This window comes from Erwinia sp. E602 (assembly GCF_018141005.1).
In the GTDB taxonomy this organism is placed as follows: Bacteria; Pseudomonadota; Gammaproteobacteria; order Enterobacterales; family Enterobacteriaceae; genus Erwinia.
On record NZ_CP046582.1, the window covers coordinates 3085131 to 3106334 of the forward strand.

Genomic DNA, 21204 nt, shown 5'->3' on the forward strand with positions numbered 1-21204 from the left:
CAATCAATCACGGCTGCCAGCCACCGCCCAGCGCGCGGTAGAGATCGACCTGCGCCAGCAGCAGGTTGTTCTTCGCCTGCACCACGCTGAGCTGGGTGGTAAACAGGGTGCGCTGCGCGTCCAGCTGATCGAGGTAGGAGGCGTAACCATTCTGGTAACGGTTAGTGGCGATGCGTAACGCCTCGCTGACCACCTGCTGCTGACTCTGCAGCTCCTGCAGCTGTTCGCCGTAGCGCTGGATGGCGTCCAGGTCGTCATTGACCTCGCTGAACGCGCTGCGCACCACCTTCTCATAGTTGTACAGCGCCTGGTTGCGACCGGCCATCGAGACATCGACCTGCGCGGTTAGCGCCTCGCGGTTCAGTAACGGGGCCAGCACGCTGCCGCCGATGCTCCACAGGCGGAACGGATTATCCACCAGCTGGTGCAGTACGGAATTCTGCAGCGTGCCGCTGGCGGTCAGGTTCAGCGACGGCAGCAGGCTGGCGCGCGATGACTGCAGCGTGGCGTCGGCCGCCAGCAGCTGGCGCTCCGCCTGCACAATATCCGGCCGCCGCTGCAGCAGCTGCGACGGCATTACCGCCGGCAGCGTCTGCGGCTTCAGCCGGTCGAAGCGCGGGCTGCGGGCGATCTCACGCGGGTTCATGCCCACCAGGATGCTTAACGCATTCTCCTGCTGGGCAATCTGATGACGCAGCAGCGGGATCTGCGCTTTCGCGGTCTGATACTCGGACTGCGACTGCACCCACTCCAGCTTTGAGGTGTACCCGCTGGCAAACTGACGCTGTGCCAGCTGCAGCGAGTTCTCGCGTGTAACCAGCGTCGCCTGCGTCACCCGCAGCTGCTCGTCCAGCGACACCAGCGTCATATAGCCGGAGGCCACCGAACTGGCGATGGTCAGCTCGGCCGCCGCGGCCGCGGCCTGCATGGCGGCCAGCGTGGCGCCGGCGGCATCAATGCTGCTGCTGCGCGCGCCCCACAGGTCGACGTTATAGTTAGCCTGCAGCAGCCCCTGAAATACCGTGGACTGCACCGGCTGCCCGGTGGCCGCCGAAAGCGTACGCGCCCGGGTGGCCGCCACTCCCGCATCGAGGGTCGGGAAGTTGTCGCCCTCCGCCCCGCGCAGCCGGGCGCGGTACTCGTCCACCCGCGAGCGGGCGGTGAGAATATCCGGGTTATTGCGCAGCGCCTGCGCCACCAGCCGGTTCATATCCGCATCGCCAAACGCCTGCCACCAGCTGACCTCCGGCGCGGCGGCCGGCCCCGCCTGGTTGCGCCACTGCTCTGGGATGATCAGCGACGACGGAGCCCGATCCACGTGGGTAGCACAACCGCTCAGCAACGCGCTCAGCAGCAGCGCCGCGCCGGTCTGACGGCGGATCATGGCTGACTCCCGGCCGCGCCGGCTGACGCGCCCGGGGCCGCGCTGCGGTCCGACACACTCCCCTGCTGCGTTTCATCCGGCTCTGCTCCGGTATCAATACTCACCTCCACCGACATGCCGGGGCGCAGCCGTTCCGTATTACCGCCGGTAATGCGGATACGGACCGGGATACGCTGGGCGATTTTGACGAAGTTACCGGTGGCGTTGTCCGGCGAAATCGCGCTGAACTCCGACCCGGCCGCCGGCGAGATAAACTCCACCTCGCCGCTGAAACGCTCGCCGTTCAGCCCGTCCACGCGGAAAGTTGCCGGCAGGCCTGGGCGGATGCGCGCCATCTGCGTCTCTTTCAGATTGGCGATCACCCATTTTTGTTCAGGCACCACCGAGGTCAGGCGGGTACCGGCGCTGACGTAGGCCCCCAGCCGTACCGACATCTGCCCCAGCTGCCCGGACGCCGGTGCGACGATCTGCGTGTTGGCCAGATCGATTTTTGCCAGCTCCAGCGCCGCCTGGGCGCTGGTGACGTCGGCCGCCAGCGAGGCGCGGTTCACGATAGCGGTTTGCAGATCCTGCTTTGACACGTCCAGCGTCGCCTGGGCCTGCTGCACGTCCGCACGGGTCTGCGCGTTGCTGGCGCGGGCCGCGTCGCGTTCACGCACCGACAGCGAACCGTCGGCGGCAAGGCTCTCCACCCGCTTCAGATCCAGCCCCCCCTTCAGCGCCTGGGCGCGGGCATTCTGCAGCGCGGCCTCGTTGCGGGCGATCACCGCCTGCGCGCTGCGCTGCTGCTGCTGGTTATTCGCCAGCGCCGCCACCTTCATCTCCAGCGCCGCCTGCGCCTGGTGGACCTTCTGCCGGTAGATGCGGTCATCAATGGTCATCAACAGCTGCCCCTGCTGCACCGGCTGCAGATCCACCACCCTGACCGCGGTGATATAGCCGCTGACCTGCGGGCTGATAAAGGTCACCTGCCCGCGCACGTAGGCGTTTTCGGTCGACTGCATCTGGCTGGTAAACGGCGGCAGCTTCCAGGCGTAGAGGATCACCAGCACCCCGACCAGCGCAATGCCGGCACCGAGGGTAATTGATAAGATCCGCAGCTTGTTATTTCTCTGGCGTTCAGCAAACTGCTGTTCCTGTTGGCTCATGCTTTCCCCGTCCCCGGTATTGTTGTTGTTTGTTGCATCGCTAAGCGCTCGGCTTCCGCCTCACGTTTAGCCTGCTGCCAGCTGAGGTAACGCAGACGACCAATGCGCCAGGTCACCCACAGTAAGGTGACGCCGGCCATCGCCGCCGTCAGCAAATAGACGTCGTTATAGGCCAGCACGTTGGCCTGTAACGTGGCCACCGTCTGCAGCTGGCTGGTACTCTGCGCACCGAGCAGCACGCCGTCGCCCAGCTGGCTGGCAAACAGGCTGTTGTACTGCGCCAGCCGTTCGGTGACGTTAGGGTCCAGCAGCGACAGCTGGTCGGCCAGCAGGCTGGAGTGGTACTTCTCACGCCAGGTCTGGAAGGTGCCGAGCAGCGCCGAGCCCATCAGCCCGCCGATGTTCTGGCTCATGCCGAACAGCACCACAAAGCTGACCAGATTTTTCGGCTGGGTGACCACGCCACCAATGCCTAAGAGCATGGCCGGAGCGATAAAGAAGGCGGTGCTGAACCCAAGCAGGAACTGGCTGAACAGCATATTGTCTGCGCGGGTCAGCGGGTTTGACTGCGCGTCCATCAGCGACGCGACCATCACAATCCCCAGCGACAGGACGATCGGCCAGTTAAGGTGTCTGGGGTTGATGGTCAGCGCGCTGACCACGATGCCGCTCGCCACACCGGCCAGAATCGCCAGCGCCAGCCCCTGCATCTGATCGTTGAGCAGCCCGACCTGCTGCAGATAACCGATCGCCCCGGTGTTCTGCTCGGCCAGCATCATCCGCAGCAGGATCATCACGATACCGAGACGCACGATCGCCCCGGTCCCCAGCCAGCGGGTGTTAATCAGCGGATTGCTGCGGTTGTGCTCCACCACCACCGCGGCAATCACCAGCACCAGCCCCAGCGCCAGGCAGACGCCCAGCCACGGCGTGCTGGTCCACCATTCGATGCGCCCCAGCGACAGTACGGCACAGAACAGCGCCATGCCGGGTGCCAGCAGGAAGAAGGTGAGAAAATCTTTCTTTTCAAAAACCTTGGTTCGTTCACCCGGCGGCAGCTTGAGGATCAGTACCGCCCCCAGCGACAGCAGCGCCAGGCCCAGTTCGAGCAGATACAGCCCGCGCCACTCGTCCAGCTGCAATAGCTCGCTGGAGAACAGCCGCGCCAGCGGGATCGCCAGCTGCGACGCGCCGATACCGATCGCCAGCGCCTTCAGCCGGTGCTTCGCCGGCCACGCCTGCACCTGGTAATAGATGCCCAGCGAACTGAGCGCGGCCCCAACCATGCCGTGCGCGGCGCGTACGATAATTGCCGAACTGAGATCGTTGACCAGCAGATGAAAGAACGCCACCAGCACGTAGAGCACCAGGAAGGCTTCGGTGAACACCCGCAGCCCGAACTGCTGGCGGAACTTAACCAGTAACAGGTTGATCGAAATATTGCCCATTACGTACACGGCCGGCAGCCAGGCGATCTCATTGCTGTACGCGCCAAACACCCCCTGCAGGTTGGTGAGATTGGCGGTGACCAGCGCGTTGCTCAGCGCGCCGGTGATTGAAATCAGCAGGCCGACGATGCCAAAAGCGAGCCGTTTGTGCGTGGGGTGTTGCGGGGTTGAGGGGGAACCAGGCAGCATCGGCTTTTCGCCGGGCGCCCACTCCCGTGGCGCATAAGGGTTGGTTTTCACACGCGACACATTACTTACCTTCCGTCGCCACCAGCAGCTGTTGCAGCACCCGCTCAGTGATCTGCAGCTCGCCAGGATCGATATCGGCCAGCAGCTCGCTGCGCAGCGCATCAGCCTGGATTTTCAGATCCCTGTACAGTTCATCCCCCAGTGGGGTAACGTGGAGCAGGCGCTTGCGGCGATCTTCCGCCGGCTGCACACGCTCCACCAGCTGCTGTTTTACCAGCCGGTCGATCAGTGGCACCACGCTGGCATCTTCCAGGCCAAGCGCCTGCGCCAGCGCCTTCTGGGTGATTGGCGTCTCCTGGATCGCAATGGTGGCCACGGCCATCCAGCTGCTCATGCTCAGGCCGTTATCTTTGACCCGGCGATCCACCGCCTGGCGCCAGGCATGAGCGGTAAGATGCAGCAGGCGGGAAAAGTTAAGTTCCTGCGTATTCAATGTTTAGGCACCTAATGATTAGAGGTCTAACTAAATGGCCCTGCAATTATAACCGTGCGCGGTTAAACAAGGGAAGAGCTAAGAAAAAGTTTAGATAATTCTGAACCACAGCGCCACGTGGCGGATAAACAAAGGAAAAAAAATGTCATCAAGCGCAATTATACCCCTCAGCCAACAGCCTCAGCGTGCGGAGGAGATCGCGCATTTTCTCTTCCAGGAGTGGCACCAGCTGGATAACTGGGCCGATCCTCTCGAGGTGGCTGAACGTCTGCATCAGCGTAATCTGCCGGGCAGCGTCGGCTTTACCCTGCTTGCCCTCAGCGACGGCGATGAGCTGAGCGGTACGGCCAGCGTCATTGAATATGAACTGAGCGATAACTCCGCCCGCCGCTACTGGCTTGGCGAAGTATTTACCCTGGCCGAGTGGCGCGGCCAGGGGATCGGTTCACGGCTGGTCAACGCCTGTATCGCCCACGCGCGGCAACAGGGGGTGGCAGAGCTATGGCTGTATACGCCGGATCGGCAGGCACTCTATCAACGCCTGGGCTGGCGCGAAGTCGAGCAGCGCGAGGTCAACGGGGAGTGGGTATCGGTGATGGTGCGGGCGCTGTAGTTCCCTGGCAGACTGTATCCGCCGCGATCTTCAGGAGTAATCCGCAAGCAGTTAATTTTGAAATGGATGCTGCGCTAACGATGATTGCCAGGCTGACGCGATAGCCGTCATTATTCAGGAGGCTGCATTGGCGTTGGTGCAGGGCTGGCGCGATAGTCGCCATTGTTCAGGAGGCTGCGTTGGCGTTGATTGCCGGGCTGACGCGATAGCCGTCATTATTCAGGAGGCTGCGTTGGCGTTGATTGCCGGGCTGACGCGATAGCCGCCATTGTTCAGGACGCTGCGTTGGCGTTGATTGCCGGGGATAATGCGATAATATCATTGTTCTGCGGCAGCGCTAACTCAGGGTGAGTGCAGAAGCCGTAATAGCCGGATACGCCTGCGGCAGGCGTATCCGTCTGAGGCCGCATCGTTACGCGGCTTTGTTCACTTCAATTTCGATATCACTGATGATCGATTCAATCTCATCATGCAGCTTGCCCTGGGCATTCAGCAGCTTATCGATCTTGTCCGCCAGGTCCTTATCTTTGTACTCGCCGGTATCGAAAGCCAGCCATTGAGAAGACAGGGTCTCCGCATTATTCTGCGCGTAGTGACGGATCTCCTTCAGCTGAGAAAGAACGTCATGGAGGTACTGCTCTTTAGTTTTGTTTTCAACTTCTGACATGCCTGTTTCCTTCTGTTGGCGTTGGAAGGAATAAGCTTAGTTGGGGAAATCTGAACTTCATTAAGAATATTCGCAAACGCGCTTCCGGCTGGTGACCGGAGATACCGGGGGCTTGCCACCAGACCATTTCAAATGATTTGGTGCAATGAAAAACCATATTATGATAAGTGATGAAATTTATAATAAACAGGTGATCCCGCACCGGCACGCGCAGAATTAGTCGTACTGCGCCTTTATCGCTGCCAGCATCGCTGCACAGTCAGTTGCCCGGTCCTGTTTCGCGCTGGCCGCCAGCGCGATGACCACTAATCGCTGATGGTCCGGCATTTGCGCCAGACAGAACAGGTTAAACAGGGGGGTCAGCGTGCCGGTTTTGCCGCCGATCACCGTCGGGTCTGAAAACAGCAGATCGTTGGTGTTAATAATGTATTCCCGCCGCGGCGCGTTCCCCGAGACCTTAATAGCGTGAGTCTGGGTTCGCCAGCTCTGCATAATCAGAGGATATTGCGTTGCCGCCGCGACCATTTTCAGAACATCAAGCGCGCTGGCGCTGTTTCTCCCCAGCCCGGAGGGCGTGGTAAAACGCGCCGAGTGCATCCCCAGCGCCTGCGCCCTGCTGTTCATCTGTGCCATCCAGCGGCTGACCGCCTGCGGGACGCTGAAATCGCTCTGCCCTTCTGCCGTCAGCAGTTTGCCGCCATAAATCCGCGCAATCATATTCGCCGTCACGTTGGACGAGGGCAACATCAGGTTGTAAACCGCATCCCGCAGGCAGAGCGTATCCCCTTCGGCCAGGTTAGCGCCCGATCCGGTGGCGGGATCGCAGGAAAGCCGGGTAAGTTTCTCGCTATATTCCGGCTGGCCGTCAAGTAACACGATGGCCGTCATGATTTTAGTCAGCGAAGCCAGCGGGTGAATCGCGTTTTCGCCATCAGCGATTAATACCTTTTCCGGATTTATGCTGCCGTCATGGTTAATTATCGCGGCAACACGCGCCTGTGAGGTGGTCACCGATACCTGACTGACCGGGTGAAGCGTACGCGGATTGTATTTTTCGGGCCAGCCAGCCGGCGAAGAAGCGCCACCCGGTTTATACCCCGCCGCGAGCCAGGCCTGAATCTTCGCTATAACCGGCTCTGCCGGTAGCGGGCTGGTCGCCACTATCCGCCCTAACAGCAGCGGGCTGGACGGCACCTGGCGGCCAACGGTGCCAAACAGGGTAAAAGGCGTGGCAGGGATTGCGCTAAGCGTAAACGTATCGATCTCTCTGCCATCGACGATCAACCGTGAGGCATCAGGCTGCGCGCTGAGAACCAGCTGGACCCGGTGCCAGACGCCGGGCGATACCGCCACCGGTTGCGGCATCCCCCCTGCCCCTTTTCCCCCTGAAGCACCGGCAATAAACACGCCAAGCAGCGTCGGGAGGTGGGCCAGTGCGACACCGTTGAAGGCACCGTTCTGCACGATTTGCAGGCGAGCGACGGCCCCGGTAGCCTGCTGCCAGATAACACGCTGCATCGTGGCCGGATCAAGGTAGCGATAGCTGAAGCTGAGCAGGGAGTCGGGTTGCGACACCAGCGGAGCCGATCCGGTCAGCCCTTGCCCCCCGGCGCTTTTTCCCGCCAGCGCGACAGCGCCGTCGCTTTCCAGCAACTGCACATCGCAGCATAAGGCATTGCTGAGGGTAACCTTGCCACACAGGCTGTGGAGTCCGGTAAGGGGAGACCCGGCTAACGGAGGCTCGGCATACTCCGGCCGGGTAAAATCAAATGCCGTAAACTCCCCTGACGGGAACAGGCTGGCGATTTCGTCTGTCATAACAGGCAGCTGCCACCTTTTAACGGTAGGTTTTACGGCGATAAATGACTGTAGCACAGCGGGAACGTTGTCGGCACCGCAGCTGAAAGCGGTACGCGCTTGTTTAGCCCATAAAAAGGCGGGGGTTAAATTCCCCGCCTCTCAGAGTGTGGCTTCAGCTTTAATACCACAGTATCGCCCTGTTTAATCTTCATTGATCGATGACCAGGCTACGAGCAGCGATGGTGATATTCTCAATCCCCGCTATGTACCAGGTGCTGAAATCCTTAAATGTTCATTTCAGTTAAATTTTTGGCTTGTGTTTAGTCTTGATTAGTGATTTTATATGCAAATTAAATGAATAAAAAATCACTTTATTTGGAGATAACATGTCAGTAGAGTCACCCGTTCAGGCACAGTTTGAAGCCTATAATGCTCATGACATTGAAGCATTTATGGACTGTTTCTCAGCTGAGTTTAAGGGATACCGGATGCCAACTGAGACACCTTCAACCACAGGGAAGGAATCATTACGGGAATTTTACGTTAAAAATCGCTTCAACAATCAGAACCTTAGAGCGGAGCTTATTTCCAGAATCATACTGGGCAATATGGTTTTCGATCACGAATTGATTCACGGCCTGTCTCCAGAGCCGTTGGAAAGCATGGCGGTATTCGAGGTTAAAAATAACCTCATTGCAACAGCGTGGTTTTACTTCCCGTAGCCACAGGGATGCGTAATGTCAATAAACGATAGAATATCTTCAATGGTGTACCGTAACGTGGCAGCAGTATGGGTAAAGGTCATTATCTCACCGCGTAATTTTTTGTCCGTTTCAGGGATGCTTTCCAGTGTGAGCCTGGCAGCCTCACCAAAACTCGCACACAGGACAAGATGACTAATCAGGCTTTCGAAGCCCTACTGTGTTTCTTTTTTCTAGTTCCAAGGACGATAGGGATGCCCTTCTCTTCCTGCTTTACTTTTAGGTTGGTTCTGTGAATCTTCAGACGATCGGCAAGATTGAACATGTAGCTCGTTGCCTGGTAAATCGGTAAAAAGGCGAAAGAATCTTTGACATTGTGGAGCGATAGCGTTGAGGAGGTGTAACGGGAAAGAGAAACGTCGTAATGCCCGATACTGGTGGCAGGCACAGGGGCAAGAGCCACAGTAAGTGCAGCTGCCATTGAGGATATTTTCTTTTTTTACTGCTCATCGACCCGCCACCCCGGATTAGTGACACTGCCAAAATGGTAGCGCAAAAAATCAGCGAATGACATAACACCCTTGATGCATAAATATTTTTATTGCCATCAGGGTGGATAACATCAAAAAACGGCCCTTGTGACAGCATACCCACTTTTATTTTATTCGTTTTCATCAGTAATGCGAAGATGCTGCCCAGAGTAGGACTTTGGGCGCACACAACCAAAACCGATGGTTTTTCAGTGATTAAAAATCATTTTTTAGGATTTTTTCATAACTAACATAAAGCCACCTAAATAAACTCAATCAGTTACCGTACCAAGTGATTAATATTATGAAGGCCTTAACTATCAAAAGGTAGCTTAGATTTTTTTCAGATGATTATCATCTTTAACGATACGATAGCTCCCATGAGAGTTAGGGTTACGTTAGCAGATTTAATTAACCTGCTTAAAGCTAAAATTTTAATTCTAAAGATCTCATATTAAAACCACTAACGTCATGAATAAAATAAAAAACTCAACCCTCAATTTTCTTATAAAAATTGATTTCCGACACTTTCCCTCATCGAGGATGCTAAAAATTTAACCTTATCGCTATCATTACCAAACATCATACAGAAATGATTGAACGTTAAATAGTTACATACACCACCATCACCATCACCATCAATTAACAATGGAAATCTATAATGGATTACTATCATAGCAACGCCGGAAGCAACTTTGTGCGCCTTTTTTTGGATTAAATTTTTTATTTCAGTATCAAAATCATCCCTAAATCTCTGTAAAATTACTTCATTAGAAAAAGGAAGATCACTTTCACTTAAACGTAAGTATTCTGCAAACCTGGTATATAACATTCTACTTAAATCAATAAAAATTACACCTTGCTCATTTCGATTAGGTAACTTATTCAATTGTGATTTATAAGCAAACTTTAAAGTGTTATTAACTTATCATAGCTGGATGGTCTCTTGCACTCAACCCCAAACATTAAGCCATTCTTCTCGACTACGACATCATGCGATTTATCAGGTAAAATATTAAACCCCGCTCTCTTGAAGCGATCCGCAGTTTTAGCTTCAAAAAATAAATCTCTGGCTATAGTTTTATTTTCATCTTGAATAAGATTAGTTCCTGAAGAGATCCTTTTCAAAAAAACTCTCAATTTCAGATGAGTCTTTGAAAAGTCTTGCCAGCTCAGCTAAATCTGTGAACTCTGCGAATGCCCATAAATTTTTCAGATTCAAGGTCTGATCGCCATTAATCCAATTGTTATAAATACGTCTTGAGTTTCCAAATCTCGTATTATTAAAATTAACACCAATGCTTTCCAACCATTCCTCTGCATCAGTAAATATTTTTTCGTTAGCAAGAACTACTTTTGATACATTTTTTATTTCACTCATTGAATCGCCTCCTCTTTATTATTAAATAAAATTCACACAACACAAGTAAACAAGTAAACAAGTAAACAAGTAAACAAGTAAACAAGTAAACAAGTAAACAAGTAAACAAGTAAACAAGTAAACAAGTAAACAAGTAAACAAGTAAACAAGTAAACAAGTGAACAAGTGAACAAGTGAACAAGTAAAAACCAATAAAATCCGTCCAAAACCTGATCTATGGTAGGTAAATAGTCACTAGATTATTTTTTGGCAAAAAAGCGATTTATTGATAAAATAAAAAACCAATATTACCATACGCTTTTTACAAAAAATATTCAACAGCTTAACTTTGTAGTTAATGGTACTCAGGGTGGGTAATTATTTTCAGGGTGCTGCCCGCGCGATAAGCTGCCTCGCCAGCGACAGCTGTTGATGTTCGAAGGCGAGTACAAAATCGTCCAGCTCATCAGGCCGTAAGCCGACATCGGGGCTTAGAGCAATCTGCCGCCACTGCTCTACAGCCTTAACCACTTCAGCTAGCACGTTAAGTGCATCTCTTCTGCTCAATGAAAAATAAGCGCTTCGAGCCAGTAACATATCAATGTCGGTTACAGGACCATCTTCCTCTGACAACCAGGTTTTCGACTCCTGCTCCTTGTCCGGAAATGGATTAATATCGAAGGCCGGTGACAGCCGCCAGAGCCCTTTTTCTACATGTAGAAAACCATGATTCTGTAAGTGATCGTCCACATTGGTGATTAAGAGATTAAATACCAACCGACGCCACAGTTGCTGGAGATCGGCGGTAGGCGAATAGCCCACTGAACGGATCATATCGGCAATTTCGGTATAGCTGCGCTCCTCTTCGCGAGAAGCCTGCAGCAGGGAGGCGGCTGACTGATAGGGGATGCGTCCGTCAACCGCGTCACGATCGAAACGGCGGATCACCGCAACAGGCACACCGCCCAGATCGACAATACGAGCCATCGCCGCATTTATCCCGGCGCGCTTGGCCAGACGCAGAGCCAGCACCTCTCCACGTGTAACGCTGCGCGTATCGCCAGTGCTGGGAAATTTACCGATCGCCAAGGCGCCATCTTCGTCGATGATGGTACTTTTAGGCCGCATACCGCCCAGAGAAGTGCCTTTGCCCTGCAGATAACGCAGATCTTCATTGCTCTCACGCCCCTGCTCTACCGCCTGGCTGGCCTGATAGATACGCTGCAGCTCTACGATCGGCGGCGTACTGCGCCGGCCTTCACCGGCCGTTCTGCAGTAATGGCCGTTCTGATCCCGCAGGCGTAACGCACCGACCCGGCTAAAATCATCAACCGCCAGCAGATAATCCACCTCGGTTAGCGGTGCAAGCGTTGCATTCTCTTTACGCCGTTTAGCATGATCGCGGGCGATCACCCGCCGTCCCCAGGCATCAGGTGCGGTATCCGCAAGGGCAAAGTGAAAAACTGAGTCATGGGCTGATGCCGCCCTGTGCGGCTGATAACCGTAAATAAACCCAAGGTCGGCAGACACATTAAATCCTTCAGGATTGACCAGCCATTCCTGATCATAGGCAAACGTACTGTTTTCACGGCGACCCTGCCGTACATAGACCATTTGACCGACTGGGGTGCCGGTCTTGCCGATGCAGACCTGAACCTGCTGACGCACTGCGGTCAAAGATTTCATAATGCTCCCGTCCCTGGTGTTTTGTTACGAACCCTTTTGGGCAACTGTTGGTCCATCAAGGTCAGGCCAATATCGTCGCGTGCTGTATCCAGTAGTTCAGCCAACGACTGTATCTCGCCAAACACGTGAAGAGCGCGGGCAATGAAGTGGATCGGCACCCGTACATCACCTTTTTCCATCCGCCGGACGGTGGACAGTGACGCACCCATCCGCTCGGCAAGCGAAGCCTGCGAAATCCGCCGACGCCTGCGCGCCAGCGAAATATCGTGACCAAGCTTGATTATGGCTCGCTCAACGGGCAGTGGCAACGGTGAGGTTACTTTATCATTCCCATCAGAGTGCTTAGCGTTTTTTTCTGTTTTCATGAGAGTGATTATTGCAGGTGATGACTGAACTTTCAATAATGGTTTTAATAGGAGTGTTTATATTAAATAACAGCTCCAATCAGAGTGCTTAATTCCATTAGTGATAAATAACCTTCTGCATGTTAGTTGTTTCCGGGTCCTGGTCTGGTCTGGTCTGGTCTGGTCTGGTCTGGTCTGGTCTGGTCTGGTCTGGTCTGGTCTGGTCTGGTCTGGTACGAAGTTACTTTATGCGTGCGTATCTGCGACCTGCGCGGCTTAAAGGATCATAGCGATAGATGTGGTCACAGGCAGTTATCTGGAGCAGAGACGAGTAACGTGGCTAAGAAGCTAAGAAGCTAAGAAGCTAAGAAGCTAAGAAGCTAAGAAGCTAAGAAGCTAAGAAGCTAAGAAGCTATATTGAGCTTTCCCAGGGGGATGATGGAAGCAAGCAGAATCATATTCTGAACTGATATTATGAAAGGCAAGTGAATGGCGAAAGAGTATGGCGTAGTAGGGTGAAATGAGGGTGAGAAACAAAAAAACCGCCCTTGGGCGGTTACGACATTACTGCATACTGCTTTGATTTTATTCTTTTTTATCGGTAGTACGAAGATGGTGCCCAGAGTGGGACTTGAACCCACACAGCCATAAGCCGAGGGATTTTAAAAACTACTTAGCACCTTTATAAATCATAAGCTTATGATAGTTATCATTAAATTCTTATGTCATGGTTGCTCATTTTCTCGCGCATGCGATATTCATCGCCATCATTTAAGCCTCTTCTGCTGCCCGATCTGGTGCAGTAGCCAGGCTGTCGAATGGGTTGAGGTTGACCGCTGCTTCCAGGTGCTCTGGCGCAAAGTGCGCATACCTCATTGTCATGGTAATCGTGCTGTGCCCCAGGATCTGCTGCAGTACCAGAATGTTGCCACCGCGCATCATAAAGTGGCTGGCAAATGTATGGCGCAAGACATGAGTGCGCTGGCCTGCTGGCAGCTCTATACCAGCTCGTTTCAGGGCGGATGCGAAAGCCTCATAACAAGGTGAAAAGAGGTTGCCTCGCTTTTTGGGCAAAAGTTCCTGCACCTTTTTAGATATGGGTATGGTGCGGTTCTTTTTGCTTTTCGTCTGAGTGAAGGTAACCCGGCCAGGCATTACCTGTGACTGCCGCAGATCCTGTGCCTCACTCCAGCGCGCACCTGTTGCCAGGCAAATACGCACAACCGCCCCGAGATCTGGATTCGCAGACTCATCACATGAAGAAAGCAGACGCTTAATCTCATCTTCGTATAAAAATGCCAGTTCCTGATCACCTTCACGGAACTGCCGGATACCATCAAGCGGGTTTTCTCTCGCCCACTCCCCCATTCGTTTCAGTTCATTGAAGACAGCGTGCAGATACGAATACTCACGGTTTACTGTGGCCTCCTTGAGCTGTTTTTTACCTTTGGGGTTCCAGTCACCGCGGAGTCGCCTTTCACGGTAAACGGCGAACATATTTTTGTCGAAGGTATCAACGAGCGGATCGTTCAGCCGCTGGCAAATGGCGTCCAGCTTGGCTTTTCTTTCTGAACCTGATGTCAGTGATTTTCCGTGCATTTCATACCAACGCGAAACCAGCTCTGACAGTGTTTGCGTGCTGCCCGTTACACCTGCTTCATTGGCACGACCAACAAGGCGACGCTCATACGAGAGCGCCTCACCCTTAGTTGCAAATTGCTTACGCTCACGGCGACCTGATGCCCCATATGGGTAACATTCGCAAAGCCATTTACCTGACGAGAGCTTTCTGACCGTCATCAGTTATCACCTAAAATATCGATTATCCTTCCCGTTTTTATATCAACATCTGCAATGATTGTATTTTTAACTCGCCCACCAAAAGCATTAGTACCAGAAAAAATAGTTGTCACAAACGCATGAGGCTTATCATTCATAATCAATCTATATGAGGTTTTTACGTGCTTGTAAGAATCCTCATCGTTCATCCCAGATTTTATTACAGTAACTAAGGGGGTGTAAGATCCATCCCAACGGCTGAAATTATCAAAAAAATTATCAAAATTCATCCTGGCATCAAGAGAACTGGGGTCTTTTACATACTCTTTTTTACACCAATCCAGAACCAATCCAATTTGAAGACCATCGCTTTTTGTAGCTGAGTATTCACTTAAGCAATTATAAAACTTGGATAGTGTTGACTCAGGTATATCCTCTGAAATTAGAAAACTGCTGACGATGTCACGCCGCTCTGCTTGTGGCTTAGACTGATATTTAGAGAGGGTCACAGTTGAGTGCTTGAATGCCTTCGCCTCACGAGCAGACTGTGCTGACCTTTCAGCTGCCGCAGCAACTTCTTCCGCAGACTTTTTTGTCGGGAACAAGTAATTGGTGACGACAGCCAGCACTATGCTTAAAGAGAAATATATAAGAGATGAACGCTTTCGGTTCGGCATTCCTACCCAGGTAGGTTTAATAAGGCCAATCCAAAAAGCAAGAACAGACAAGGAAGAAGCAAAGATAAGAATATTTTCCATAACACCCTCTAAATTTTATCGTAAGTTTTTATTAAAAAATAAAAGCACCTAAAATGAAACCCAAAAAAAATACAATACTAATTTCTACTTTATGCACTCGGAAAAAGCTTATCCAATCACGCGATGTTGCAATAGAATCTAAAGAAGGTTTATTCATCTCATGAGTCTGTTGATCCAACCAAGAAAGTGCCAATTGAAGTTGAGAACGATTCAAATCATTCAATCGTCCCGTGCCAAAACTGACATGACAATACCTTATCAAGCGTTGACGAACATCATTACTTTTGCTGTTGCGAAGAAGGAGACTAACAAGAATACGACTCGCATCTTTGTCTTTATCCCTGTCAGCAAATGCTTGTAGAAAACTAATTGCGGTCTGGTACTGGTTGACCGTCATCTCTTCAATACTTGAAACGCCTATCTCCGCATGTACTTTTTGCCAGATTTCATAAGACTCCAAACCGCCATTTGCCGAAATTGAGACAACGAGAGCATTAAGCTCTTTCCTTTGAGCCTTTACTAACGGGCGGTCATTGATTCTTTCAGAAGGTATTGCGATGTTTACGGTGTGAGTTCCGTCATACCGCCCTATCTGAATATTGTTTTCATTGAAGTCTCGGCCACTAAGGCGGTTTCTATCTCCCGAGGAGTTAAGCGTCATACAGCATCCTTACGACTTATTTTCGTTATAGTCCCTGCCAGCAATCCGGTTACCGCTCCCCCCGGAAACATTGATTGCTCTTGATTCAGTGACCGAACTTCCAGCGGTAAGCGCTGCTAATGCCGCAGCTTTGACGGCGAGGGGTGCTACTCGATAGCAGCCTAAAAGCTCCTGCTCATCAGTTTTTAACCCCTCTGCAGAACGGATACCTGTAACTACGTACAGAACATCTAAGCCAAATTTTGACAACATGGCTAAGTATGTCGCATCAGGACTGTTGTCGCCTTTCTCGTACTTGAGCTGGGTTTGTTTTCTGACGCCACCCAAGTCACCCATAGCAACCTGACTGAATCCCAAACGCTCACGTTCCTCTCTCAATCGAATTCCGATATCTACTTTCATACCTTTTCTCTTGACTGGTACGTTTTTTCGTACCAGAATGATTTCCACAGACTCTTAGCAGATCACAATATACCACTATGAAACAAGAACTCCATGAGCCACGCTCACGTTTGCCCCGGGGGATCGCCGCAAAAAACCCCATCCCAATGCGCTTATCGGAAGAGGAACGCGCAGAACTGGATGCCATCGCGGATCGTGAAAGTCGTTCCAGTTCAAGCATGGCCCGCCTGATCTTCCTGCGTGGCCTCGAATGCTTCACCTCTAAGTAAGGGAACCTGATGAGCAACGTGATTATTAACATGACCATGTCGACCCCTTATGTTTCTCTGAAATGTTATGCCGAAATGGTGCAAATCCCTTTGCGTACCTGCGAACGCATGGTGCGTGACGGCAGAATCATCATTCGTCCCAAGATCAGGGCAAAAGACAAGGTGGAAGTAAACCTCGTCGCAATGCTCAAAGATGCCATAGCTAATAGCTAGAAAAGGAAAGCGGCAATGAATAACCGCCAACGAGCACTGGTTCAGCTTTCAAAACACACTTTTGTTTATCGCGGATTCACAATTCACAAGTGCCCGCGAAATAGTAAGACAGAATTAACCTCTTACCAGCTATTGAGTGATGGTAATTACTTTGGCCGTGATTTCGCTTTGGCCGAAGCGATGTGTACCGTAGATAAAATGATCGGGGATGGAAAAAATGAAACAGGTTTACACTATTCTCGCTAAAGATTTGCTTCATCAGTATCACTCAAAATTTGAAAACATGCGCAGCGCCTCAGCAGTTGCTGATGCAGTGCGTGTAATTTCTCAGAATGATTATGCTTTTCGGCTGAGTATTGGCATGGAGGGGCTACTAAGCGTGGCCCGAGCAGCAGGCGATGATGAAAGTGCTGATCAGCTGGAAACCATCATCAGTAAATGTAACGCTGGTGAAATACCTTGCGCTGGAACGCTATAAACCTGCCCCTCTGCCGGTTTAGACCGGCCCTATCTACTGACGCATTAATTAGTGCTTCATTAAATAGGTTGGCTTCTGGTCGCGTCCTTATAAAAAAATGGGCTGCAATAGAGCAGGCAGCCACCTATTACCCAACAAGTTAATAATTCAGTGGAAACAAAGAGGCGATTTATTCGCCGGGATTTTTATTGCCAAAAATCAGGAGATACCTACGTGCGAAATATCGAAAGACGCAGTATCAAAACAGGCGCTGATGACGCCGGGATCAATACCCTGCTGGCCGACACAAGACTTGACGAGCGGCGCTGTCGCGCTGTCACGCATTCAGCCCGGCTGGATAGCCTCGCCGCGCATATTTACTCCCGCCAGTTGGGTTACGTAGAAGCTGCCGAGCTACTCCGGCAGGAAGCGGAAAACATGAATAACCAGGCTCAGGAGCTTAGCTAATGGCTGACGTAATCGACATCGCGCAAGAACATGCAGCTGTCACCCTTGAGCGCTACATCATGGCTGCCAGACAAAAAACGAGTAAAGCCAGTTCATTGCACTGTGAATCTTGCGGGTTAGAAATATCTCAAACCCGCCGCGCTGCACTTCCTGGCGTTTCAACCTGCTATCACTGCCAGACGCTGATCGAGCGTCGCGCAATCCACTTCAAAGGCGGTGCCGCATGATCGTTAAAACCCCTCTTAAATGGGTAGGCAGCAAGTCAAAAGTGATGACCGAACTGCTCAAACACCTTCCCGTCGGCCAGCGCCTCGTTGAGCCGTTTGGCGGCTCATGCGCTGTCATGATGGCTACAGATTATCCGGCTTATCTCGTAGCTGATATCAACTGCGACCTGATCAACATGTACCAGCAGATTCAGCAGCATGAGAACGCGTTTACCGCGCTGGCCGCGAAACTGTTCGCGCAGCATGCCAGCGAGGACGGTTACTACAAGATGCGTGCCGAGTTTAACAACGAGCCGTGGATGCCCCTGCTTTATCGCGCCGCTGTATTTTTGTATCTGAACCGCCACGGGTACCGCGGGGTATGTCGTTATAACCAGCGCGGCGGATTTAACGTGCCTTACGAGAAAACCGCTAGGCCAATCTTTCCCGCTGACGAGATTCGTGCCTTTGCAGTCAAAGCTGCTCGGGCGCAATTCCTCTGCGTGGATTTCACCGAGACCCTGCAGCTGGTGAAACCGGGTGATGTGATCTACAGCGATTCGCCATATGACGGCACTTTCAGTCAGTACCACACGGAAGGTTTTAACCGTCCTGAGCAGGAGGAGTTGGCAGTCCGACTCAATGGACTGGCCGCGATGGGGTATCCGGTAGTTGTTTCCAACAGCGATACCGACTTTATCCGCAAGGCATATTCCACCTTTGAACTGAATCACATAACCACATCGCGTAGCGTTGCTGCTGCTGCCGGTGACAGCAAAAAGGGGAAGGAGATAATCGCAGTATCGGGGCCAAAAGCCGGAGCGGAACTTGTTACTGAAAGGCATGAAATGATTGATAAATACACAAAAAAGTATACCGAAAAAAACAAATAGTAACTGGCGGCACATGGCCGCCAGAAATCATTTTTTGAAGACAAACAGCGAATCGTATTTACCAGGATTGAGGTTTTCAGCATGCAGATCTACAAGACCAATGCCCGTGATTTCCATCGCCAGGTACATGTAGCCCCCAAGTCCATCAATACAGATAACCCGGTAAACTTCCCCCTGTTCATTTTGAATTGCGGTAACCATTTCCCCTCCACCGAGTTCGCGGCGTTTAGCTTTCTTAGCTATCTGGGAAATCTCGTCATCAAGACCAGATTTTGCAACCCCATCAATGTACACATCTTTCATTTTTATCACCTAAGTTCATACAAAAGGAAATCCCTGTTCCTGTTAATTCACTCCAAGAAAGGGCGCAACGAAGTTATTGTTTTTCAGGGATGTAGTTAATATGCCTAGAAAAACAGGCGTAACTACAGCCACGCAAGTACCATACCATGGCACATGCGAAGAGCGCACCGCAGCCTTTTCATGGAATATCCCCAAAAAGGCAATTAACCCCTACCTGGCAGCGGAAGACGCTGCGCCGGAATCCGCACTTTCAAACCTGATCGCTCTTTATGCAAAAGATAACGAGCACGAACAGCTGCGTCGCGAAGCGCTGAGCGATGAGGTCTGGAATCGCTATTTTAATACTGAGGCCCGTGACCCTGTTCAACGCGAAATTGAGCAGGACAGAATCCTCAGCCGCGCGAACATGGCACGTGAGCAGCAGCTGTTTAACCCGGATCTGGTTATCCGCTCCAACGTTCACGCGCAGCCATCTTTTATCAGTAAGCCGCTGCTGCAGCGCATCGACTACCTACACAATCTCAACAGGCCACGCGCTTACTCTCGCTATCTGCGCGAAACGATAAGGCCTTGCCTGGAGCGCCTGGACTATGTTCGCGATACGCAGATTTCGGCCTCTTTCCGCTTTATGGCCAGCTATGCGGGACTGGCCGGCCTGCTTACTTTGCCGGAAATGAACCAGGAGCAGGTTAAGCGCCTTTCCACCTTTATCGCGGCTCACATGGATATGTGTCTGGAGACAGCATGCAACGAGCTGTTCACTGGTGATAATGAATTACCTGAGCAGATCCGGCGCGTGTGGGAGCGCGTGGCAGCGGAAGCGATGAGGCTTGACGTTATCCCGCCAGCCTTTGAACAGCTAAGGCGTAAAAAACGCCGACGTAACCCGGTGCCTTACGATCTCATACCGGGATCGGTGGCGCGGATGCGTTGCGCCGACTGGTGGTATCGGAAGATGTGGCAGATGCGCTGCGAATGGCGAGAAGAGCAATTGCGTGCAGTATGCCTGGTCAACAAAAAGGCTTCACCCTATGTCAGTTATGAAGCTGTGATCCATAAGCGTGAGCAGCGACGGAAAGCGCTGGAGTTTTTCCGCGCGCATGAGCTGGTAAACGAAGACGGCGACACTCTAAGCATGGAGGATGTTGTTAACGCCAGCAGCAGCAACCCGGCGCACCGGCGTAACGAGATGATGGCCTGCGTGAAGGGCCTGGAGCTGATAGCGGAAATGCGCGGTGACTGTGCTGTTTTTTATACCATCACCTGCCCTTCTCGCTTCCATGCAACTCTGAGCAACGGACGACCTAACCCGACATGGAAAAGCGCCACTGTCAGGGAAAGCAGCGATTACCTGGTCGGCATGTTCGCCTCTTTCCGCAAAGCGATGCACAAGGCCGGTCTGCGCTGGTATGGCGTCCGTGTGGCGGAACCGCATCATGACGGCACAGTGCACTGGCATCTGCTGTGCTTTATGCGCAAAAAAGACCGCCGCGCGGTTACCGCCATGCTGCGTAAATTCTCTATCCGGGAAGACCGTGCAGAGCTGGGCAAAAATACCGGGCCGCGTTTTAAATCCCTGCTTATCAATCCGCGCAAAGGCACGCCGACAAGCTATATCGCAAAATACATCAGCAAGAATATCGACGGTCGTGGGTTGGCTAACGAGATCAGCAAAGAGACGGGTAAATCACTGCGTGACAATGCCGAGCATGTCACCGCTTGGGCATCGCTGCACCGCGTGCAGCAGTTCCGGTTCTTTGGCATTCCGAGCCGCCAGGCTTACCGCGAACTCCGTTTACTGGCCGGCCAGGCTGGCAGGCAGCAGACCGATAAAAAAGCAGGCGCGCCAGTGCTGCAAAACCCCCGGCTTGATGCCGTTCTGGCAGCTGCTGATGTCGGCTGCTTCGCCACGTACATAATGAAACAGGGTGGCGTCCTGGTTCCCCGCGACCGTCATCTGATCCGCACCGCTTACGAGCTTAACGACGAGGCGAACACCTACGGCGATCACAGTATCCGTATCTATGGGGTGTGGTCACGCCTTGCCGAGGGCCGGATCTGCACGCACGCGGTGAAGTGGAAAAAGGTTCGTAAGGCCGTTGCCGTTCAGGAGGCGTCAGCCGACCAGGGCGCTTGCGCCCCTTGGACTCGTGGCAATAACTGTCCCCCAGAACAAAAAACCAGCAGAACCGGGACGGTTATCCACAGCGATCTGTCAGAAATGGGGGGGGCAGCTGCTGAAGTCTGGCCTTCTGATCTGACGAAAATGACCCAGCAGGAACGTCGAGACATCCTCCGGCGGGTCCGCAGCGAAAGTGCCAAGCCAAAACCAGCGAAGAAAGCGGTCTATTCACCAGAGGACAGCCAGAAAGTGGCCGAAGTTTATGATTTTGTTCAATCACTAGGCTGGAAATCAAACAATCTAACTCTAA

At 52.4% G+C, this 21204-nt stretch carries 25 protein-coding genes and 1 pseudogene; 10 read left to right on the top strand and 16 right to left on the bottom strand.

Annotated features, from left to right (window positions below; genetic code table 11):
• Nucleotides 1–7: 7 nt before the first annotated feature.
• The 4 genes from GKQ23_RS15670 to GKQ23_RS15685 all read right to left on the bottom strand — a co-directional run bounded on the left by GKQ23_RS15670 (nt 8) and on the right by GKQ23_RS15685 (nt 4662).
• A complete protein-coding gene (locus tag GKQ23_RS15670; protein ID WP_212408775.1) occupies nt 8–1384 on the bottom strand; it encodes an efflux transporter outer membrane subunit in 1377 nt (458 codons plus the stop codon).
• Nucleotides 1381–2532, bottom strand: coding sequence for an HlyD family secretion protein (locus tag GKQ23_RS15675; protein ID WP_212408776.1), 1152 nt, complete (start codon nt 2530–2532; stop codon nt 1381–1383). The genes GKQ23_RS15670 and GKQ23_RS15675 overlap by 4 nt, the downstream gene beginning before the upstream one ends.
• A complete protein-coding gene (locus tag GKQ23_RS15680; protein WP_369814378.1) occupies nt 2529–4169 on the bottom strand; it encodes an MFS transporter in 1641 nt (546 codons plus the stop codon). Before GKQ23_RS15680 ends, GKQ23_RS15675 begins: the two co-directional genes overlap by 4 nt.
• A 61-nt stretch (nt 4170–4230) precedes the next feature.
• Complete coding sequence (locus GKQ23_RS15685) at nt 4231–4662, bottom strand: MarR family winged helix-turn-helix transcriptional regulator (RefSeq protein ID WP_212408778.1); 432 nt, start codon at nt 4660–4662, stop codon at nt 4231–4233.
• Between the two features lie 142 nt (nt 4663–4804).
• On the opposite strand from GKQ23_RS15685, the gene GKQ23_RS15690 reads away from it, so the two are divergent.
• The gene (locus GKQ23_RS15690; protein ID WP_212408780.1) at nt 4805–5275 is read left to right on the top strand and encodes a GNAT family N-acetyltransferase; all 471 of its coding nucleotides are present in this window, start codon (nt 4805–4807) and stop codon (nt 5273–5275) included.
• Nucleotides 5276–5687: 412 nt separating this feature from the next.
• Here GKQ23_RS15690 and GKQ23_RS15695 read toward each other — a convergent pair whose 3' ends face one another.
• Together GKQ23_RS15695 and GKQ23_RS15700 are read right to left on the bottom strand one after the other, a co-directional pair.
• Nucleotides 5688–5942, bottom strand: a complete 255-nt coding sequence (locus tag GKQ23_RS15695; RefSeq protein WP_056236675.1) for a hypothetical protein — start codon at nt 5940–5942, stop codon at nt 5688–5690.
• A 216-nt stretch (nt 5943–6158) separates the two neighbouring features.
• Nucleotides 6159–7760 (bottom strand): D-alanyl-D-alanine carboxypeptidase family protein, encoded by a 1602-nt coding sequence (locus GKQ23_RS15700; RefSeq protein WP_212408781.1) that lies wholly within the window; start codon nt 7758–7760, stop codon nt 6159–6161.
• 368 nt (nt 7761–8128) lie between these two features.
• Here GKQ23_RS15700 and GKQ23_RS15705 point away from each other — a divergent pair, with 368 nt between their 5' ends.
• Nucleotides 8129–8464, top strand: coding sequence for a nuclear transport factor 2 family protein (locus GKQ23_RS15705; RefSeq protein ID WP_212408783.1), 336 nt, complete (start codon nt 8129–8131; stop codon nt 8462–8464).
• A 178-nt stretch (nt 8465–8642) separates the two neighbouring features.
• Here the strand turns inward: GKQ23_RS15705 and GKQ23_RS15710 are convergent, their stop codons facing one another.
• From GKQ23_RS15710 to GKQ23_RS15750, 9 genes are all read right to left on the bottom strand, one after another.
• Nucleotides 8643–8924: a hypothetical protein gene (locus GKQ23_RS15710; RefSeq protein WP_212408784.1), complete on the bottom strand. Its 282-nt coding sequence runs from the start codon at nt 8922–8924 to the stop codon at nt 8643–8645.
• A 554-nt stretch (nt 8925–9478) separates the two neighbouring features.
• The gene (locus GKQ23_RS15715) at nt 9479–9862 is read right to left on the bottom strand and encodes a hypothetical protein (RefSeq protein WP_212408786.1); all 384 of its coding nucleotides are present in this window, start codon (nt 9860–9862) and stop codon (nt 9479–9481) included.
• 213 nt (nt 9863–10075) lie between these two features.
• Nucleotides 10076–10354, bottom strand: coding sequence for a hypothetical protein (locus tag GKQ23_RS15720; RefSeq protein WP_212408787.1), 279 nt, complete (start codon nt 10352–10354; stop codon nt 10076–10078).
• A 363-nt stretch (nt 10355–10717) separates the two neighbouring features.
• Nucleotides 10718–12019 (bottom strand): type II toxin-antitoxin system HipA family toxin, encoded by a 1302-nt coding sequence (locus GKQ23_RS15725; RefSeq protein ID WP_212408789.1) that lies wholly within the window; start codon nt 12017–12019, stop codon nt 10718–10720.
• Nucleotides 12016–12384: a helix-turn-helix domain-containing protein gene (locus tag GKQ23_RS15730; protein WP_212408791.1), complete on the bottom strand. Its 369-nt coding sequence runs from the start codon at nt 12382–12384 to the stop codon at nt 12016–12018. Before GKQ23_RS15730 ends, GKQ23_RS15725 begins: the two co-directional genes overlap by 4 nt.
• Before the next feature lie 750 nt (nt 12385–13134).
• A complete protein-coding gene (locus tag GKQ23_RS15735) occupies nt 13135–14163 on the bottom strand; it encodes a tyrosine-type recombinase/integrase (protein WP_212408793.1) in 1029 nt (342 codons plus the stop codon).
• Nucleotides 14163–14900, bottom strand: a complete 738-nt coding sequence (locus GKQ23_RS15740; protein ID WP_212408795.1) for a hypothetical protein — start codon at nt 14898–14900, stop codon at nt 14163–14165. The genes GKQ23_RS15735 and GKQ23_RS15740 overlap by 1 nt, the downstream gene beginning before the upstream one ends.
• A gap of 31 nt (nt 14901–14931) precedes the next feature.
• On the bottom strand, nt 14932–15561 hold the full coding sequence (locus GKQ23_RS15745; RefSeq protein WP_212408797.1) for a hypothetical protein: 630 nt from the start codon (nt 15559–15561) through the stop codon (nt 14932–14934).
• Between the two features lie 9 nt (nt 15562–15570).
• Nucleotides 15571–15963 (bottom strand): helix-turn-helix domain-containing protein, encoded by a 393-nt coding sequence (locus GKQ23_RS15750; protein ID WP_212408799.1) that lies wholly within the window; start codon nt 15961–15963, stop codon nt 15571–15573.
• A 77-nt stretch (nt 15964–16040) separates the two neighbouring features.
• Between GKQ23_RS15750 and GKQ23_RS15755 the strand changes: the two genes are divergently transcribed.
• From GKQ23_RS15755 to GKQ23_RS15785, 7 genes are all read left to right on the top strand, one after another.
• Nucleotides 16041–16232 (top strand): hypothetical protein, encoded by a 192-nt coding sequence (locus GKQ23_RS15755; RefSeq protein ID WP_212408800.1) that lies wholly within the window; start codon nt 16041–16043, stop codon nt 16230–16232.
• 9 nt (nt 16233–16241) lie between these two features.
• A complete protein-coding gene (locus GKQ23_RS15760) occupies nt 16242–16445 on the top strand; it encodes a DNA-binding protein (protein WP_212408802.1) in 204 nt (67 codons plus the stop codon).
• A gap of 15 nt (nt 16446–16460) precedes the next feature.
• A complete protein-coding gene (locus GKQ23_RS15765) occupies nt 16461–16691 on the top strand; it encodes a DUF4761 family protein (protein WP_212408804.1) in 231 nt (76 codons plus the stop codon).
• Entirely contained in the window at nt 16654–16923 is a 270-nt protein-coding gene (locus tag GKQ23_RS15770; RefSeq protein ID WP_249168418.1) for a hypothetical protein, read from the top strand. The genes GKQ23_RS15765 and GKQ23_RS15770 overlap by 38 nt, the downstream gene beginning before the upstream one ends.
• A gap of 213 nt (nt 16924–17136) precedes the next feature.
• Nucleotides 17137–17370 carry a DUF2732 family protein gene (locus GKQ23_RS15775; RefSeq protein WP_212408806.1) on the top strand — a complete coding sequence of 78 codons (234 nt, stop codon included), beginning with the start codon at nt 17137–17139 and terminating at the stop codon, nt 17368–17370.
• On the top strand, nt 17370–17597 hold the full coding sequence (locus GKQ23_RS15780) for a TraR/DksA C4-type zinc finger protein (RefSeq protein ID WP_212408807.1): 228 nt from the start codon (nt 17370–17372) through the stop codon (nt 17595–17597). Before GKQ23_RS15775 ends, GKQ23_RS15780 begins: the two co-directional genes overlap by 1 nt.
• Nucleotides 17594–18469, top strand: a complete 876-nt coding sequence (locus GKQ23_RS15785; RefSeq protein WP_212408809.1) for a Dam family site-specific DNA-(adenine-N6)-methyltransferase — start codon at nt 17594–17596, stop codon at nt 18467–18469. Before GKQ23_RS15780 ends, GKQ23_RS15785 begins: the two co-directional genes overlap by 4 nt.
• Nucleotides 18470–18496: 27 nt before the next feature.
• On the opposite strand, the gene GKQ23_RS15790 is transcribed toward GKQ23_RS15785, so the two are convergent.
• Entirely contained in the window at nt 18497–18772 is a 276-nt protein-coding gene (locus tag GKQ23_RS15790) for a hypothetical protein (protein ID WP_212408810.1), read from the bottom strand.
• A 100-nt stretch (nt 18773–18872) separates the two neighbouring features.
• Between GKQ23_RS15790 and GKQ23_RS15795 the strand changes: the two are divergent.
• Nucleotides 18873–20943: pseudogene (locus GKQ23_RS15795) on the top strand (replication endonuclease); the annotation flags it as partial.
• Between the last annotated feature and the right edge of the window lie 261 nt (nt 20944–21204).

Bases quoted from the DNA above. Each gene is read 5' to 3' on its own strand.
- GKQ23_RS15670 (WP_212408775.1), bottom strand. From the start codon at position 1,384: ATGATCCGCCGTCAGACCGGCGCGGCGCTGCTGCTGAGCGCGTTGCTG.
- GKQ23_RS15675 (WP_212408776.1), bottom strand. From the start codon at position 2,532: ATGAGCCAACAGGAACAGCAGTTTGCTGAACGCCAGAGAAATAACAAG.
- GKQ23_RS15680 (WP_369814378.1), bottom strand. From the start codon at position 4,169: ATGCTGCCTGGTTCCCCCTCAACCCCGCAACACCCCACGCACAAACGG.
- GKQ23_RS15690 (WP_212408780.1), top strand. From the start codon at position 4,805: ATGTCATCAAGCGCAATTATACCCCTCAGCCAACAGCCTCAGCGTGCG.
- GKQ23_RS15695 (WP_056236675.1), bottom strand. From the start codon at position 5,942: ATGTCAGAAGTTGAAAACAAAACTAAAGAGCAGTACCTCCATGACGTT.
- GKQ23_RS15700 (WP_212408781.1), bottom strand. From the start codon at position 7,760: ATGACAGACGAAATCGCCAGCCTGTTCCCGTCAGGGGAGTTTACGGCA.
- GKQ23_RS15705 (WP_212408783.1), top strand. From the start codon at position 8,129: ATGTCAGTAGAGTCACCCGTTCAGGCACAGTTTGAAGCCTATAATGCT.
- GKQ23_RS15710 (WP_212408784.1), bottom strand. From the start codon at position 8,924: ATGGCAGCTGCACTTACTGTGGCTCTTGCCCCTGTGCCTGCCACCAGT.
- GKQ23_RS15720 (WP_212408787.1), bottom strand. From the start codon at position 10,354: ATGAGTGAAATAAAAAATGTATCAAAAGTAGTTCTTGCTAACGAAAAA.
- GKQ23_RS15725 (WP_212408789.1), bottom strand. From the start codon at position 12,019: ATGAAATCTTTGACCGCAGTGCGTCAGCAGGTTCAGGTCTGCATCGGC.
- GKQ23_RS15730 (WP_212408791.1), bottom strand. From the start codon at position 12,384: ATGAAAACAGAAAAAAACGCTAAGCACTCTGATGGGAATGATAAAGTA.
- GKQ23_RS15735 (WP_212408793.1), bottom strand. From the start codon at position 14,163: ATGACGGTCAGAAAGCTCTCGTCAGGTAAATGGCTTTGCGAATGTTAC.
- GKQ23_RS15740 (WP_212408795.1), bottom strand. From the start codon at position 14,900: ATGGAAAATATTCTTATCTTTGCTTCTTCCTTGTCTGTTCTTGCTTTT.
- GKQ23_RS15745 (WP_212408797.1), bottom strand. From the start codon at position 15,561: ATGACGCTTAACTCCTCGGGAGATAGAAACCGCCTTAGTGGCCGAGAC.
- GKQ23_RS15750 (WP_212408799.1), bottom strand. From the start codon at position 15,963: ATGAAAGTAGATATCGGAATTCGATTGAGAGAGGAACGTGAGCGTTTG.
- GKQ23_RS15755 (WP_212408800.1), top strand. From the start codon at position 16,041: ATGAAACAAGAACTCCATGAGCCACGCTCACGTTTGCCCCGGGGGATC.
- GKQ23_RS15760 (WP_212408802.1), top strand. From the start codon at position 16,242: ATGAGCAACGTGATTATTAACATGACCATGTCGACCCCTTATGTTTCT.
- GKQ23_RS15765 (WP_212408804.1), top strand. From the start codon at position 16,461: ATGAATAACCGCCAACGAGCACTGGTTCAGCTTTCAAAACACACTTTT.
- GKQ23_RS15770 (WP_249168418.1), top strand. From the start codon at position 16,654: ATGGAAAAAATGAAACAGGTTTACACTATTCTCGCTAAAGATTTGCTT.
- GKQ23_RS15780 (WP_212408807.1), top strand. From the start codon at position 17,370: ATGGCTGACGTAATCGACATCGCGCAAGAACATGCAGCTGTCACCCTT.
- GKQ23_RS15785 (WP_212408809.1), top strand. From the start codon at position 17,594: ATGATCGTTAAAACCCCTCTTAAATGGGTAGGCAGCAAGTCAAAAGTG.
- GKQ23_RS15790 (WP_212408810.1), bottom strand. From the start codon at position 18,772: ATGAAAGATGTGTACATTGATGGGGTTGCAAAATCTGGTCTTGATGAC.